Below are 13678 nucleotides of genomic sequence, written 5' to 3'. Positions count from 1 at the left end.
CCACATTGACTCTCCCCCGGACTCCGTCCGGGGGGACCCCCAACCAGCGAGCGCCCCTACTCAAGCCACATTGACTCGCTGGCCGGGAGGGGCCGCCTCCAGCCAGGCCAGGAAGCCGGTCAGCGCGTCCTCGCTCATCGCCAGCTCAAGGCGGGTCTCCCGGTGGAGACAGCCGAGCACGATGGCGTCCGAGAGGAGGGCCAGCTCCTCCTCGCCCTCCGGCAGGCGGCGGGCCACGACCTCGATCGAGGACCGCTCCAGCACCCGGCGCGGACGCGGCGAGTAGCTGAAGACCCGGAACCAGTTGACCTTGTCGCCGCTGTACCGGGCGACGCCGTACACCCAGCCCTTGCCCGAGAAATCGGGCTCGGCGGGCACATCCCACCTCAGGCTGCAGTCGAAGGTCCCGCCGGAGCGCTGAATCAGCCGCCGGCGCAGACCGAAGACGAAGAGTCCAATCGCGACCAGTGCGACGACCAGCCCGCCCACCCACAGTGCGAGGAACATCTCCACCGACCTCCTCGCGTCGTCGAGTAAACGGATACCGCCCGGACTTCACCTGCATCTGCATCGCCTCAGCCGCGACACGGGCCGGAGGGGTCTCCGGCACGGGCCGCGGCTGAGGGTAAAGCCATGTCGTGTGGTGGCTAGTGTGCCGCCACCGCACGCAGTCGTACTTCGGCGCGCCGCTCGGAGACGGCGTCCGTGTCCGACTTCGCACGTTCGAGCGCACGCTCAGCGCGCTCGACATCGATCTCGTCGGCCAGCTCGGCAATCTCCGCCAGAAGCGAGAGCTTGTCGTCGGCGAACGAGATGAAACCGCCGTGCACCGCGGCGACGACGGTCGCGCCGTCGCTCGTACGGATCGTCACCGGGCCCGACTCCAGCACACCCAGAAGCGGCTGGTGACCGGGCATGACGCCGATGTCGCCGGACGTGGTGCGCGCGACGACCAGGGTGGCCTCGCCGGACCAGACACTGCGGTCCGCGGCGACCAGCTCGACGTGCAGCTCAGCAGCCAAGGGTGGCTCCTCGGGTCACCACCCGGCGGTCGTGCCGGGTGTTGGGTCAATTCTACGGGGCGTGGTGAGGGGGACGGGACGCGCCCGCCCCCCTCGGTGAGCCGGGGGCTCAGGAGACGCCGAGCTCCTTGGCGTTGGCCTTGAGGTCCTCGATGCCACCGCACATGAAGAACGCCTGCTCGGGGAAGTGGTCGTACTCACCGTCGCAGATCGAGTTGAACGCGGCGATCGACTCCTCGAGCGGAACGTCCGAACCGTCCACGCCGGTGAACTGCTTGGCGACGTGGGTGTTCTGCGACAGGAAGCGCTCGACGCGACGGGCACGGTGGACAACGAGCTTGTCCTCCTCGCCCAGCTCGTCGATACCGAGGATCGCGATGATGTCCTGGAGGTCCTTGTACTTCTGGAGGATCCCCTTGACACGCATGGCGGCCGCGTAGTGGTCCGCGGCGATGTACCGCGGGTCCAGGATGCGGGACGTGGAGTCCAGCGGGTCCACGGCCGGGTAGATGCCCTTCTCCGAGATCGGACGGGAGAGCACCGTCGTCGCGTCGAGGTGGGCGAAGGTGGTGGCCGGCGCCGGGTCGGTCAGGTCGTCCGCGGGGACGTAGATCGCCTGCATCGAGGTGATCGAGTGACCGCGGGTCGACGTGATGCGCTCCTGGAGCAGACCCATCTCGTCGGCCAGGTTCGGCTGGTAACCCACCGCGGACGGCATACGGCCGAGCAGGGTGGACACCTCGGAACCGGCCTGGGTGTACCGGAAGATGTTGTCGATGAAGAAGAGCACGTCCTGCTTCTGCACATCGCGGAAGTACTCCGCCATGGTCAGACCGGCCAGGGCGACGCGGAGACGGGTCCCCGGCGGCTCGTCCATCTGGCCGAAGACGAGCGCCGTCTTGTCGATGACGCCGGACTCGGCCATCTCCTCGATGAGGTCGTTGCCCTCACGGGTACGCTCACCGACGCCCGCGAACACCGACACACCGTCGTGGTTGTTGGCGACGCGGTAGATCATTTCCTGGATCAGCACGGTCTTGCCGACACCGGCACCACCGAACAGACCGATCTTTCCACCCTTGACGTACGGGGTGAGGAGGTCGATGACCTTGACGCCGGTCTCGAACATCTCGGTCTTCGACTCGAGCTGGTCGAAGTTGGGCGCCTTGCGGTGGATCGGCCAGCGCTCGGTGACCTCGGCCTCGGCCTCGGGCTTGTTCAGGATCTCACCGAGGGTGTTGAACACCTTGCCCTTGGTGATCTCGCCGACCGGCACCGTGATGCCGTTGCCCGTGTCGGTCACCGGGGCCTGGCGGACCAGACCGTCGGTGGGCTGCATCGAGATCGCGCGGATCACGCCGTCACCGAGGTGCTGGGCGACCTCGAGCGTCAGCTTCTTGAGCTTGCCGTCCTCGGCCGGGTCGGCCACCTCGACGGTCAGCGCGTTGTAGATCTCCGGCATCGCGTCGACGGGGAACTCCACGTCGACGACCGGGCCGATGACCCGGGCGACGCGGCCCGTGGCAACGGCCGTCTCAACTGTGGTCGTCATTACTTGTCACTCCCCGCGGTCGCGTCGGCCAGCGCACTGGCACCACCGACGATCTCGCTGATTTCCTGGGTGATTTCGGCCTGGCGGGCCGCGTTGGCAAGCCGGGAGAGCGTCTTGATGAGCTCACCGGCGTTGTCGGTGGCCGACTTCATCGCGCGGCGGCGGGCGGCGTGCTCGGAAGCAGCGGCCTGAAGCAGCGCGTTGTAGATACGGCTCTCGACGTACCGCGGAAGCAGGGCGTCGAGGACGTCCTCCGCCGACGGCTCGAAGTCGAACAGCGGCAGGATCTCTCCCTTGCCGTCCTCGTCCTTCGTGGCACCGAGACTGAGCGGCAGCATCCGGTCGTCGACCGGGTTCTGCGTCATCATCGACACGAACTCCGTGAAGACGATGTGCAGCTCGTCGACGCCGCCCTCGGCGGTCTCCCGGGTGACCGCCTCGATCAGCGGAGCAGCCGTCCGCTTGGCATCCGCGTACGTCGGGCTGTCGGTGAAGCCGGTCCACGAGTCCGCGACCTTGCGCTCGCGGAACCCGTAGTAGGCGACACCCTTGCGGCCGATCACATAGGTGTCGACCTCCTTGCCCTCACCTCGCAGCCGATCGGTCAGCTTCTCCGCGGCCTTGATGGCGTTGGAGGAGTAACCGCCGGCCAGACCGCGGTCGCTCGTGATGAGCAGGATCGCGGCCCGTGCCGGAGTCTCGGCCTCGGTGGTCAGCGGGTGCTTGGTGGTGGAGCCGGTCGCCACCGCGGTCACCGCACGGGTGAGCTCGGTCGCGTACGGCGTCGACGCCGCCACCTGGCGCTGCGCCTTGACGATGCGCGAGGCGGCGATCATCTCCATCGCCTTGGTGATCTTCTTCGTGGCGGTGACGGAGCGGATGCGGCGCTTGTAAACGCGAAGCTGAGCGCCCATCTGTCAGCCCTCGCCCAGGAGCTTGCCGTCCGAGGTCTCGAACTGCTGCTTGAAGGCGGCGACGGCGTCGGCGATGGCCTGCAGCGTGTCGTCGGACATCTTGGCGCCCTCGCGGATGCTGGTCAGGAGGTCCTTGCGCTCGCGGCGCAGGTACTCCAGCAGCTCCGACTCGAAGCGGCGGATGTCCTCGACCGGGACGTCGTCCATCTTGCCGTTGGTGCCGGCCCAGACGGAGACGACCTGCTCCTCGACCGGGAACGGGGCGTACTGCGGCTGCTTCAGCAGCTCGACCATGCGCTTACCGCGCTCCAGCGAGGCCTTCGAGGCCGCGTCCAGGTCGGAACCGAAGGCGGCGAACGCCTCCAGCTCGCGGTACTGGGCGAGGTCCACGCGGAGCCGGCCGGACACCTGGCGCATGGCCTTGTGCTGGGCGGAGCCACCGACACGGGAGACCGAGATACCGACGTTCAGGGCCGGACGCTGGCCGGCGTTGAACAGGTCGGACTCCAGGAAGCACTGGCCGTCGGTGATGGAGATGACGTTGGTCGGAATGAACGCCGACACGTCGTTCGCCTTGGTCTCGACGATCGGGAGGCCCGTCATCGAACCGGCACCCATGTCGTCGGAGAGCTTGGCGCAGCGCTCCAGCAGACGCGAGTGGAGGTAGAAGACGTCGCCCGGGTAGGCCTCGCGGCCCGGCGGACGGCGCAGCAGAAGCGACACGGCGCGGTAGGCGTCGGCCTGCTTCGAGAGGTCGTCGAAGATGATCAGGACGTGCTTGCCGGAGTACATCCAGTGCTGGCCGATGGCCGAACCGGTGTACGGCGCCAGGTACTTGAAGCCGGCCGGGTCCGACGCCGGGGCGGCGACGATGGTCGTGTACTCAAGCGCGCCGGCCTCTTCGAGGGCACCGCGCACCGAGGCGATGGTGGAGCCCTTCTGACCGATGGCGACGTAGATGCAGCGCACCTGCTTGTTCACGTCGCCCGAGCGCCAGTTGTCGCGCTGGTTGATGATCGTGTCGACGGCCAGAGCGGTCTTACCCGTCTGACGGTCACCGATGATCAGCTGACGCTGGCCGCGGCCGATCGGCACCATGGCGTCGACGGCCTTGTAGCCGGTCTGCATCGGCTCGTGCACCGACTTACGGACCATGACGCCAGGGGCCTGCAGCTCAAGGGCGCGCCGGCCGTCGGTCGCGATCTCGCCGAGGCCGTCGATCGGGTTGCCGAGCGGGTCGACGACGCGGCCGAGGTAGCCCTCGCCGACGCCGACGGAGAGCACCTCACCGGTGCGCTGCACCGGCTGGCCCTCCTCGATTCCGCTGAACTCGCCGAGGACGATCGCACCGATCTCGCGCTCCTCGAGGTTGAGGGCGAGACCGAGGGTGCCGTCCTCGAACTTCAGCAGCTCGTTCGCCATGGCGGAGGGCAGGCCCTCCACCTTCGCGATGCCGTCGCCGGCAACGCTGACCGTACCGACCTCCTCGCGCGAGGCCGCGTCCGGCTGGTACGACTGGACAAAGTTCTCCAGTGCGTCCCGGATCTCCTCCGGCCGGATCGTGAGCTCCGCCATCTGGGTTCCCTGCTCTCCTTGTTGGGCCCGAAGTTTCTTAAGGGGGTCTGGGGGCCGACCCCCAGGAATCTTCTGCAATTTCTGCACGGCCCAACCGGGCCGCTGGTCTTGCTCTGTTCTGTTGCGCTGCGTCTGTGTCAGCCGGCCATGCGGCGGGTCGCCTCGTCGAGGCGCTCCGCGACGGTGCCGTTGATGACCTCGTCGCCGACCCGCACCGTGATCCCGCCGAGGACCGCGGGGTCCACGTCGAGGTTCAGGTGCATCTGCCGGCCGTAGATCTTCGCCAGGGCCGTGCCCAGGCGCTGCTTCTGCCGGTCGCTGAGCGGAACCGCCGAGGTCACGATCGCAACCGTGCGCTGCCGGCGCTCCGCGGCGAGCTTGGAGAGGGATTCGAGTCCCGCTTCCAGGCTACGTCCCCGGGGCTGGGTGACAAGCCGCACGATGACGCGCTCGGTGGTGGGCCGCGCCTTTCCGCCGAGCAGGCTGCGCAGCAGCTCGCCCTTGGCGGCGGGGGTCGCGGTCCGGCTGGTGAGCGCGGCGCGCAGACCGGTGTCCGAGGCGACGATCCGGCCGAACCGGAAGATCTCGTCCTCGACGTCGTCCAGGTCGCCGTTGCGCTGGGCGGCGGTGAGGTCCGCGGTGTTCGCCAGCTCCTCGACCGAGTCGACCAGGTCACGCGACTGCGACCAGCGCGAGCGGACCATGCCCGAGACCAGGTCGACGGCTTCGCCGCCCACCTGACCGCCGAGCAGCCGGGCTGCCAGCTCGGCCCTGGCCTCGCCGGGCTGCGCCGGGTCGGTCAGGACCCGGCGCAGCGACACCTCGCGGTGCAGCAGCGCCGTGACGCCGGCCAGGTCCTCGGCGAGCTTCGCCGCGTCGACCGACGTGCTGTCGGTCAGCGCGTCGAGACGCTCGCGTGCGGCAGCCAGTGCCTCGCGGCTCGCGCTGTTCATCGGACGGCCTCGGCCTTCGCCTCGAGCTCGTCGAGGAAGCGGTCGACGGTGCCACTCTGCCGGGCGTGGTCCTCCAGGGACTCGCCGACGAGCTTGCCGGCCAGGTCGGTGGCGAGCTTGCCCACGTCCTGGCGCAGTGCCGAGGCGGCGGCCTTGCGGTCGGCCTCGATCTGGGCGTGGCCGGCGGCGACGATCTCGTCGCGCTGGCGCTGCCCCTCCTCGCGCATTTCCTGCAGGATCACGGCGCCCTGCTCCTGCGCCTCCTGGCGCATACGAGCGGCTTCGTGGCGGGCCTCGGCGAGCTGAGCCTTGTACTGCTCAAGAACGCTCTGGGCCTCGGTCTGGGCCGCATCGGCCTTTTCGATACCGCCTTCGATGGCCTCGCGGCGCTCTTCCAGAACCTTGTTGATGTTCGGGAGGAGCTTCTTGGCGAGGAAGCCGAAGACGATGACGAAAGCGATGAGGCCAATGACGAGCTCAGGGATCGGCGGAATGAGCGGGTTTTCCGCTTCCTCCGCCGCGAGCTGAACCAGGGGGTTCACGTCAGTGCCTTCCGTCGAATGGGCTGTTCGCGACCGGTCAGGAGGTCGGGTAGACGAACGGCATGACCAGACCGATCAGGGCGAGCGCCTCACAGAAGGCGAAGCCGAGGATCTGGTTGGCGCGGATGAGACCGGCAGCCTCGGGCTGACGGGCGAGCGCCTGGGTGCCGTTACCGAAGATGATGCCGATGCCGACGCCGGGGCCGATCGCGGCGAGGCCGTAACCGATCGAGCCGAGGTTGCCCTTGATTTCGACGCCGGCGGCGAGGGTCTGGAGAGCGGACATGCCGGTTCTTCCTTCTCTTTCAATGTCCGGTGGGGGTTGGCCACCGGGTGCTTCAGGAGGTGGGGTGCTCAGTGGCCCTTGGCGAGAGCGCCCTGGATGTAGCTGCAGGCCAGCAGCACGAACACATAGGCCTGGACAGCCTGGATGAAGAGTTCGAAGGCCGTCATGACGAGGACCATCACGAACGACACACCTGCGTAGGCGATGCCGATGCCGTTGAGCATGTACCAGCTGGCGATCGTGAAGAGCAGCAGGAGGGTGTGGCCCGCGAACATGTTGGCGAAGAGCCGGACCGCGTGCGTGAACGGCCGGACCAGGAGGTTCGAGAAGAACTCGATGGTCATCGAGAGCGGCAGGACCCCGCCGAGGTTCTTGTCGTAGCCGGTGAAGTTCTTGAAGGCTCCGACGAAACCGTGCTTCTTGAAGGTCAGACCGACCCACAGGAGGTAGACGATTCCGGCGAGGATCGCCGGGTACGAGATGATCGCCGTCACGGGGAACTGGGCAACCGGGATGATGGACCAGAGGTTCATCATCCAGATGACGAAGAACAGCGAGACCATCAGCGGGACGTACTTCTCGCCGTCGCGCTTGCCGATCGTCTCGTAGACGATGCCGCGGCGGATGAAGTCGTAGCCGGCTTCGGCCGTCATCTGAAGCTTGCCGGGCACCAACTTCGGCTTGCGGAAGGCGGCCCAGAAGAAGCCAACGATGATGACCGAGCCGAGCAGGGCCAGCAGCATCGTCTTGTTGAAGTACAAGTTGCTGTCCGCGTCGCCCCAGAGGGGTTCGAACAGGAACGAGTGCAGGCCGGGTGCCGGAAAGCCACAACCGTCGAAGAGGTGGCAATCGGTCTCGAAGGCGAGCACCTGTGTCGGGTCAGCACTCACCGCGGGCTCCTTCAGCGTGGCGCATAGGTACGGCAACCTCGTTGTGTCGGCGCGGCGCACAGCCGCGGTTCGGCACTGGACTGGTGTTTCGGATGTGTGAGCGGCAGTCAGGCATGTGAGCCTCGCGATCGAGCAGGCGTCAGCTCACATGCACGCGCCCGCAGTGCCGCAGTTGGAACCGGACGATAGCAGGGTCCTGACCCCGCGTTTATTCCGCCCCTACCCTTCACGCTTCGGACCCCGGTTTCCTGGGCTTCTCGCCCTTGTCGGACTCGGGTTCGACGTAAAGGATCTTGGCCTTCATGTGCGCACGCGCCTGTGCGCCGATCCACACGAGGGTCGTCGCGACCAGCGTGATCGCGAAGGCCTTCGGGTTGAACAGAGAAGTGTTCTTGAATACGGCGACGAAGATGAACAGCAGCAGGAGCTGCGCCGTGTAGAGCGCGAGCCCCATCGCCTGGAAGAGGTGGGGCATGGACCGGGCGGTCCGCTGCAGGACCATGAGTCCGATCCCCATGAAGAGGACGACCACGACCGTTCCGACGACCGCGCCCAGGGCTCCCTTGCCGCCGGCGACACCAGCGCTGATCGCGACGGCTACGGCGCCGGCGACAGCGGTGGGTACGGCGGTCTGGAGGAGAGTCCGGACGTCGTTGGACGGCATGGGGCAGCTCCGCTTGCAGGGGGTGGGCAGTGTGTCGTCAGGGACGAGCGTAGGCCCGGTCCGAGTCGATGCCTCGGGCCGATGGACCGTGCTACATCAGGTCCTTCGGCTCTGTCACCGGGCTTCGTGAACGGTATCACAAACTATTTGATGAGGTCTTTACCAAGAAAGTGTGCTTGCTGTCACACGTGAGGGCTAACGAGCACGTGTGAGCGAGGCGCACTTTCGATTTGTCTGCTATTGGGCATCGGTGCCCGGTTCACCGACGGGTGGAACCGGCCTCGCGGCGGTCCGCGAAACGCGAACGGTGACCAATGGCGGTCGCTCCGTTGACGCCGGAGACACCCGCGGCGACCGGGGCGCCGGCCTCGGCCGGGCGCTCGCCGCCGCCGTCCTGCGATCCACCCGCCCCTTCCCGCTCCATCTGCCCGTCCTGGGGCCCCTGTTGGCCCTCCTCGGCGCCGTACGACTCCGCCCCGGGCTCCCCCTCCGGACCGCGCGGTCTGCGGCGGTAGCGGGGCGGTACGAAGCGTTCCGCCCAGTGCGGCGCACGCGGGGTGAAGCGCGGCATCAGCAGCAGGATCAGCCCCAGGGCACTCAGCCCCACGATCACCAGCACGATCCACATGGACGTCGAGTGCACCGAGTAACCCACCGCGCCGAACGCGATCAGGGCCGACCAGAAGTACATGATCAGCACCGACCGGCTGTGCGAGTGCCCGATCCCCAGCAGCCGGTGGTGCAGGTGGCCGCGGTCCGCCGCGAAGGGCGACTGGCCGTTCCAGGTGCGCCGCACGATCGCCAGCACCAGGTCGGCCGCCGGGATCGCGATGATGGTCAGCGGCAGCAGCAGCGGGATGAAGACCGGCAGCATCGCGTGGGTGGCCTGGCGCTCACTGCCCTCGAAGATCTTCATGGTGTCCGGGTCGACCTGCCCGGTCACGGAGATCGCGCCGGCCGCCAGGACGAGGCCGATCAGCATCGAGCCGGAGTCGCCCATGAAGATCCGGGCGGGGTGCATGTTGTGCGGCAGGAAGCCCAGGCACATGCCCATCAGGATCGCGGCGAACAGCGTCGCCGGAGCGGCGGCCTCGATCGTGTGGCCGTACCAGAGCCGGTAGGTGTAGAGGAAGAACGCGGCGGCGGCGATCAGGACCATGCCCGCCGCCAGACCGTCCAGCCCGTCCACGAAGTTGACCGCGTTGATCGTGATGACGACCAGCGCGACGGTGAGCAGCGTGCCCTGCCACGGGGTGAGGGCCACGGTCCCGACGCCCGGGATCGGCAGCCACAGGATCGTCAGGCCCTGGAGCACCATGACCGCCGCGGCGAGCATCTGTCCGCCGAGCTTGATCAGGGCGTCGATCTCGAACTTGTCGTCCAGCACCCCGATCAGCCAGATCAGCGCCGCCCCGGAGAGCAGCGCCCTGGGCTCGCTGGAGCGGTCGAAGACACCGTCGAGGTTGGCCAGGTGGTTGGCGACGATCAGGCCCGCGCACAGCCCGCCGAACATGGCGATGCCGCCGAGCCTCGGGGTCGGTTCGCGGTGGACGTCGCGCGCGCGGATCGCGGGCATCGCCCCGACCGCGATGGCGAACTTGCGCACCGGGCCGGTGAGCAGGTAGGTCACAGCGGCCGTGACACAGAGTGTCAGCAAATAGTCACGCACGGGCTGCCCCACAGAATGTCGCCGGCCATCTCAGCCCACACCTTAACTAGACAGGTCCCATGGTTGAGGACACGGAGCCGTCCGCGATGGTTGCACAGACCGCTGTCATCGCGGACAAAGGGGCGATGTCACCCGGGGTGGGCCGGGTGGAGCGGGGCCGGTTCGCGGACCCGCTGTCCGGGGCCCGGTGGGTACGCCACGTCCTCCCCGGGCCGCCGTACGGCCCTCGGCGCGGCGTGGACGGCCCCCGCGGGGCCGGACGGTCAGTGCGGGGCGGGGACGCCGGTCAGCGCGGTGACGACCGGGTCCAGGGCCTGGCTGATCTCGTCGCCGATGGACCGGAAGAACGTGATCGGGGCGCCGTACGGGTCGTACACCTCGTCGGCCTCCGCGGTCGGCGCCAGCAGCCAGCCGCGCAGCGCGGCGGCGGCCCGGACCAGGGCGCGGGCGCGCTCCACGACGCCCTCCTCGCGGGCGTCGGGCAGGGTCGCCGGGTCTATGGCCCGCACCAGGCGGGTGAACTCTTTGAGCGTGAAGGTGCGCAGCCCGGCCGAGTGGCCCATCGAGATCACCTGGGCCCGGTGGTCGCGGGTGGCGGTGAGGACCAGGTCGGCGCGGATCACGTGCTCGTCGAGCAGTTCACGGCCGGTGAAGCCGGTGGCGTCGGCCCCGAAGTCGGCGAGCACCACCTCGGCGTTGGCCTCCATGGGGGCGCCCTCGTGGCCCCAGGTGCCCGCGCTCTCCACGATCAGCCCGCCCTGGAGGGGATCGCCGAGGCGGTCCACCAGGGCATGGCGGGTCAGCCGCTCGGTGATCGGCGAGCGGCAGACGTTGCCGGTGCTGACGTGGAGGATGCGGAAAGTGTCGGCCCGCCCCGCTATGCCACGCCCCTCGGGGGCGGTCAATTGGCCACCTCAAGGTCGGGTACCACCTTGCGCAGGTCCTCGGCCGAGAGCGCGCCCGCGCGCAGCAGGACGGGCACCTTCCCGCTGACATCCACGATGGAGGACGGCACGATGCCCGGGGTCGGCCCGCCGTCGAGGTAGACCGAGACGGAGTCGCCGAGCATCTCCTGGGCGGCGTCGCAGGTCTCCGGCGAGGGGTGGCCGGTGAGGTTGGCGCTGGAGACGGCCATCGGGCCGACCTCGGTGAGCAGTTCGATGGCGACCGGGTGCAGCGGCATCCGGACGGCGACGGTGCCCCGGGTGTCACCGAGGTCCCACTGCAACGAGGGCTGGTGCTTGGCGACGAGCGTCAGCGCGCCCGGCCAGAAGGCGTCGACCAGCTCCCAGGCCTGCTCGGAGAAGTCGGTGACCAGGCCGTGCAGGGTGTTCGGCGAGCCGATGAGGACGGGTGAGGGCATGTTGCGGCCGCGGCCCTTGGCCTCCAGCAGGTCACCGACGGCCTCGGAACTGAAGGCGTCCGCGCCGATCCCGTAGACGGTGTCGGTGGGCAGCACGACGAGTTCGCCGCGGCGGACGGCTGACGCGGCCTCGCGCAGACCCGTCGTACGGTCGGTCGCGTCGTTGCAGTCGTATCGCCGTGCCATCAGCCGGCCTCCTCAAGCATGTACGGGTAGGGCTGGTACGGGTCCGGCTCGTGGCCGCCGGTCACGGCATCGCCTTGCGGGCCGTGGCGAAGCGGGGGCGCCGGTTGAGGTCCGGGTGGTCGGCCGCGTCGGCCCAGCCCCGCTCCTCGGTGAAGATCCAGGGCACCTGGCCGCCCTGGGTGTCGGCGTGCTCGATGACGACGAGGCCGCCGGGGCGGAGCAGACGGTGGGCGGTGCGCTCGATGCCGCGGATCGTGTCGAGGCCGTCCTCGCCGGAGAAGAGCGCCATCTCGGGGTCGTGGTCGCGGGCCTCCGGCGCCACGTACTCCCACTCGGTGAGCGGGATGTACGGCGGGTTGGAGATCACCAGGTCGACCTGGCCGTCGAGTTCGGGCAGGGCGGTGAGGGCGTCGCCGCGGTGCACGGTGACGCGCGAGTCCTCGGCGTTCTTCCGGGTCCACTTCAGGGCGTCCTCGGACAGCTCCACGGCGTGCACGCGGGAGCGCGGCACCTCCTGGGCCATGGCGAGGGCGATGGCGCCGGAGCCGGTGCACAGGTCGACGATCAGGGGCTCGACGACGTCCATCGCGCGGACGGCGTCTATGGCCCAGCCGACCACCGACTCGGTCTCCGGCCTGGGCACGAAGACGCCGGGTCCTACCTGGAGCTCCAGGTAGCGGAAGAAGGCGCGTCCGGTGATGTGCTGGAGCGGTTCGCGGGCCTCGCGGCGGGCGACGGTCTCCCAGTAGCGGGCGTCGAAGTCGGCGTCCGGCACGTTGTGCAGCTCGCCCCGCTTGACGCCGTGCACGAACGCGGCGAGTTCCTCGGCATCGAATCTCGGTGAGGGAACACCGGCGTCGGCCAGCCGCTGGGTGGCCTGGGCCACCTCGGCGAGCAGCAGGTTCATCGCGGTTCTCCGTACGGGTTCACGAGCGGGGCGGGCGGTGAGGTCAGGCGGCGGCGAGCTTGGCCGCGGAGTCGGCGTCGACACAGGCCTGGATCACCGCGTCCAGGTCTCCGTCGAGGACCTGGTCCAAGTTGTACGCCTTGAAGCCGACGCGGTGGTCCGAGATCCGGTTTTCCGGGAAGTTGTAGGTACGGATCTTCTCCGACCGGTCGACCGTGCGCACCTGGCTGCGACGTACGTCCGAGGCTTCCTGCTCGGCGGCCTCCTGGGCGGCGGCCAGCAGGCGGGAGCGCAGGATGCGCATGGCCTGCTCCTTGTTCTGGAGCTGGCTCTTCTCGTTCTGGCAGGAGGCGACGACGCCGGTCGGCAGGTGTGTGATGCGGACGGCGGAGTCGGTCGTGTTGACGGACTGGCCGCCGGGGCCCGACGAGCGGTAGACGTCGACGCGCAGGTCGTTGGCGTGGATCTCGACGTCCACCTCCTCGGCCTCGGGCGTCACGAGGACGCCGGCGGCGGAGGTGTGGATGCGGCCCTGGGACTCGGTGGAGGGCACGCGCTGCACGCGGTGCACACCGCCCTCGTACTTCATCCGGGCCCACACGCCCTGGCCGGGTTCGGTGGCCCCGTTGCCGCCCTTGGTCTTCACGGCGACCTGGACGTCCTTGTAGCCGCCGAGCTCGGACTCGGTGGAGTCGATGATCTCGGTCTTCCAGCCGACGCGCTCGGCGTAGCGCAGGTACATGCGCAGCAGATCGCCGGCGAACAGCGCGGACTCGTCGCCGCCCGCCCCGGCCTTGATCTCCAGGAGCACGTCCTTGTCGTCGCTGGGGTCCCGGGGTACGAGCAGGAGGCGGAGCTTCTCGGTGAGGTCCTCGCGCTCCTTCTCCAGGTCCTTGACCTCGGCGGCGAAGTCCGGGTCGTCGGCGGCGAGCTCGCGGGCGGTCCCGATGTCGTCACCGGTCTGCTTCCAGGAGCGGTACGTGGCGACGATCGGGGTCAGCTCGGCGTAGCGCTTGTTGAGCTTGCGCGCGTTTCCCTGGTCCGCGTGGACCGCGGGGTCCGCGAGCTGCTTCTCGAGATCGGCGTGCTCGCCGATCAGTTCCTCGACCGCCTCGAACATTTTCGGGCTCCTGGTTCCTTCGCTGGTCGTACCTG

General features: G+C 68.8%; 15 protein-coding genes. All 15 read right to left on the bottom strand.

Features of this window, described 5'->3' with window-relative positions:
• Positions 1-60: 60 nt before the first annotated feature.
• Entirely contained in the window at positions 61-507 is a 447-nt protein-coding gene (locus P8A18_RS24070) for a DUF2550 domain-containing protein (RefSeq protein WP_018550047.1), read from the bottom strand.
• 140 nt (positions 508-647) lie between these two features.
• Positions 648-1022, bottom strand: a complete 375-nt coding sequence (locus tag P8A18_RS24065) for a F0F1 ATP synthase subunit epsilon (protein WP_306057517.1) — start codon at positions 1020-1022, stop codon at positions 648-650.
• A 109-nt stretch (positions 1023-1131) separates the two neighbouring features.
• The gene (gene atpD, locus P8A18_RS24060) at positions 1132-2574 is read right to left on the bottom strand and encodes a F0F1 ATP synthase subunit beta (RefSeq protein ID WP_306057515.1); all 1443 of its coding nucleotides are present in this window, start codon (positions 2572-2574) and stop codon (positions 1132-1134) included.
• The gene (locus tag P8A18_RS24055) at positions 2574-3488 is read right to left on the bottom strand and encodes a F0F1 ATP synthase subunit gamma (protein ID WP_306057513.1); all 915 of its coding nucleotides are present in this window, start codon (positions 3486-3488) and stop codon (positions 2574-2576) included. The genes atpD and P8A18_RS24055 overlap by 1 nt, the downstream gene beginning before the upstream one ends.
• Positions 3489-3491: 3 nt before the next feature.
• Positions 3492-5063, bottom strand: coding sequence for a F0F1 ATP synthase subunit alpha (gene atpA, locus P8A18_RS24050; protein WP_018550043.1), 1572 nt, complete (start codon positions 5061-5063; stop codon positions 3492-3494).
• Positions 5064-5200: 137 nt separating this feature from the next.
• Positions 5201-6016 carry a F0F1 ATP synthase subunit delta gene (locus P8A18_RS24045; RefSeq protein ID WP_306057511.1) on the bottom strand — a complete coding sequence of 272 codons (816 nt, stop codon included), beginning with the start codon at positions 6014-6016 and terminating at the stop codon, positions 5201-5203.
• Positions 6013-6558: a F0F1 ATP synthase subunit B gene (locus P8A18_RS24040; RefSeq protein WP_018550041.1), complete on the bottom strand. Its 546-nt coding sequence runs from the start codon at positions 6556-6558 to the stop codon at positions 6013-6015. Before P8A18_RS24040 ends, P8A18_RS24045 begins: the two co-directional genes overlap by 4 nt.
• Positions 6559-6595: 37 nt before the next feature.
• Complete coding sequence (atpE, locus tag P8A18_RS24035) at positions 6596-6844, bottom strand: ATP synthase F0 subunit C (RefSeq protein ID WP_018102636.1); 249 nt, start codon at positions 6842-6844, stop codon at positions 6596-6598.
• A 68-nt stretch (positions 6845-6912) separates the two neighbouring features.
• On the bottom strand, positions 6913-7734 hold the full coding sequence (atpB, locus tag P8A18_RS24030; RefSeq protein WP_026249312.1) for a F0F1 ATP synthase subunit A: 822 nt from the start codon (positions 7732-7734) through the stop codon (positions 6913-6915).
• Between the two features lie 226 nt (positions 7735-7960).
• Positions 7961-8398: a Cg1360 family ATP-synthase-associated protein gene (locus tag P8A18_RS24025; protein ID WP_306057505.1), complete on the bottom strand. Its 438-nt coding sequence runs from the start codon at positions 8396-8398 to the stop codon at positions 7961-7963.
• 259 nt (positions 8399-8657) lie between these two features.
• The gene (locus tag P8A18_RS24020; RefSeq protein WP_306057503.1) at positions 8658-10079 is read right to left on the bottom strand and encodes an MraY family glycosyltransferase; all 1422 of its coding nucleotides are present in this window, start codon (positions 10077-10079) and stop codon (positions 8658-8660) included.
• A gap of 251 nt (positions 10080-10330) precedes the next feature.
• A complete protein-coding gene (locus P8A18_RS24015; protein WP_306057500.1) occupies positions 10331-10972 on the bottom strand; it encodes an arsenate reductase/protein-tyrosine-phosphatase family protein in 642 nt (213 codons plus the stop codon).
• Positions 10969-11616 carry an L-threonylcarbamoyladenylate synthase gene (locus P8A18_RS24010; RefSeq protein ID WP_306057498.1) on the bottom strand — a complete coding sequence of 216 codons (648 nt, stop codon included), beginning with the start codon at positions 11614-11616 and terminating at the stop codon, positions 10969-10971. Before P8A18_RS24010 ends, P8A18_RS24015 begins: the two co-directional genes overlap by 4 nt.
• Before the next feature lie 61 nt (positions 11617-11677).
• Positions 11678-12523: a peptide chain release factor N(5)-glutamine methyltransferase gene (prmC, locus tag P8A18_RS24005; RefSeq protein ID WP_306057497.1), complete on the bottom strand. Its 846-nt coding sequence runs from the start codon at positions 12521-12523 to the stop codon at positions 11678-11680.
• Positions 12524-12566: 43 nt separating this feature from the next.
• Positions 12567-13643: a peptide chain release factor 1 gene (gene prfA / locus P8A18_RS24000; RefSeq protein ID WP_306057495.1), complete on the bottom strand. Its 1077-nt coding sequence runs from the start codon at positions 13641-13643 to the stop codon at positions 12567-12569.
• Positions 13644-13678: the final 35 nt, after the last annotated feature.

The sequence above is a fragment of the Streptomyces sp. Mut1 genome (assembly GCF_030719295.1).
Classification (GTDB): Bacteria; Actinomycetota; Actinomycetes; order Streptomycetales; family Streptomycetaceae; genus Streptomyces; species Streptomyces castrisilvae.
This window is presented reverse-complemented; position numbering and strand designations above follow the sequence as displayed.

Bases quoted from the DNA above. Each gene is read 5' to 3' on its own strand.
- P8A18_RS24070 (WP_018550047.1), bottom strand. From the start codon at position 507: ATGTTCCTCGCACTGTGGGTGGGCGGGCTGGTCGTCGCACTGGTCGCG.
- P8A18_RS24055 (WP_306057513.1), bottom strand. From the start codon at position 3,488: ATGGGCGCTCAGCTTCGCGTTTACAAGCGCCGCATCCGCTCCGTCACC.
- atpA (WP_018550043.1), bottom strand. From the start codon at position 5,063: ATGGCGGAGCTCACGATCCGGCCGGAGGAGATCCGGGACGCACTGGAG.
- atpE (WP_018102636.1), bottom strand. From the start codon at position 6,844: ATGTCCGCTCTCCAGACCCTCGCCGCCGGCGTCGAAATCAAGGGCAAC.
- prfA (WP_306057495.1), bottom strand. From the start codon at position 13,643: ATGTTCGAGGCGGTCGAGGAACTGATCGGCGAGCACGCCGATCTCGAG.
- atpD (WP_306057515.1), bottom strand. From the start codon at position 2,574: ATGACGACCACAGTTGAGACGGCCGTTGCCACGGGCCGCGTCGCCCGG.
- P8A18_RS24025 (WP_306057505.1), bottom strand. From the start codon at position 8,398: ATGCCGTCCAACGACGTCCGGACTCTCCTCCAGACCGCCGTACCCACC.
- P8A18_RS24010 (WP_306057498.1), bottom strand. From the start codon at position 11,616: ATGGCACGGCGATACGACTGCAACGACGCGACCGACCGTACGACGGGT.
- P8A18_RS24045 (WP_306057511.1), bottom strand. From the start codon at position 6,016: ATGAACAGCGCGAGCCGCGAGGCACTGGCTGCCGCACGCGAGCGTCTC.
- prmC (WP_306057497.1), bottom strand. From the start codon at position 12,523: ATGAACCTGCTGCTCGCCGAGGTGGCCCAGGCCACCCAGCGGCTGGCC.